Below are 1,032 nucleotides of genomic sequence, written 5' to 3'. Positions count from 1 at the left end.
GGCTCTGTCCCAATTACGTGTTGAAAGGCTAATCTTGAAGTAGGCCATCACCTTGAGGTCTACCATCATGGATACCCCAGCCTTTCAACACCTGTTGTCCCTTTTTCCCCAGTTAACCCTGCGCCAGCGCCGTGTTGCTCAGCAGGAGCTCACTGCACCCCACACCATTACCTCGCTCAATACTCAGTTACCGGCATGCAGTGGCTGCCCCCATTGTCAGGCCGATGTTACCCAGCTGGCGCCTTGGGGATGGAGTCGGGGGCTGCGCCGCTACCGTTGCAAACTGTGTCTGCGCACCAGCACCGGTCTGACCAAGACGCCCTTGGCCAGATTGCGTAAAGCACAGTGCTGGGAAGACTACGCGCAAGCCCTCATCGAAGGACTGACTGTCCGCCAGGCTGCGCGGCGCTGTGGGGTCAGCAAGAACACCGCGTTCCTCTGGCGTCACCGCTTCTTGCGCGCGATGGCAACCCATCAGGCCACCCGGGAAGAGGGCATCGTTGAGGTTGATGAGACCTTCTTCCTTGAATCGTTCAAGGGGCAGCGGGGACTGCCGCGTCCACCACGTCATCGCGGTGGTAAAGGTCGAACTCGTGGAACCGGGCCAGATTACATCCCGGTGATGGTGGTACAAGACCGTGCAGGCCACCATGCGGATTTCCAGTTGGAGAAAATAGATGCCGAGACGGTCATCGCGGTGTTGAAGCCGTTGGTGTCACCGGATGCGGTGCTGTGTAGCGATGGGGCGGGTGTGTATGCCTGTTTCAGCAAGGAACAGGGTATAACCCATCAGGTGGTGCGCAATCGTCAAGGCGAACGGGTAGTCGGTGCGTATCACATCCAGCATGTGAACGGATATCACCATCGGTTGAAAGAGTGGATGGAGCGATTTCATGGAGTGGCGACGCACTACCTGAAGAACTACCTGGGTTGGCGCAGGATGTTGGAGCGTTACGGAAAAGGCGTAAATATCAAAGTGTGTTTGTATGAGGCCCTGGGGCGCCCCATGCAACACGTAATTGGGACATAGCC

1 protein-coding gene is annotated in these 1,032 nt (G+C 57.5%); it reads left to right on the top strand.

The annotated features are described in order from the left end of the window. The first annotated feature begins 67 nt into the window (after positions 1–67). Positions 68–1,030, top strand: coding sequence for an IS1595 family transposase (locus G5168_RS20900; RefSeq protein ID WP_227340768.1), 963 nt, complete (start codon positions 68–70; stop codon positions 1,028–1,030). The last annotated feature ends 2 nt before the right edge of the window (positions 1,031–1,032 follow it).

This window comes from Aeromonas sp. 600724 (assembly GCF_049175135.1).
Taxonomy (GTDB): domain Bacteria; phylum Pseudomonadota; class Gammaproteobacteria; order Enterobacterales; family Aeromonadaceae; genus Aeromonas; species Aeromonas veronii_A.
The sequence above is the reverse complement of the archived record's forward strand: the minus strand, read 5'-3'. Positions and strand labels throughout refer to the sequence as shown.

Excerpts from the sequence above, each read along its gene's own strand:
- G5168_RS20900 (WP_227340768.1), top strand. The coding sequence starts at position 68 with ATGGATACCCCAGCCTTTCAACACCTGTTGTCCCTTTTTCCCCAGTTA.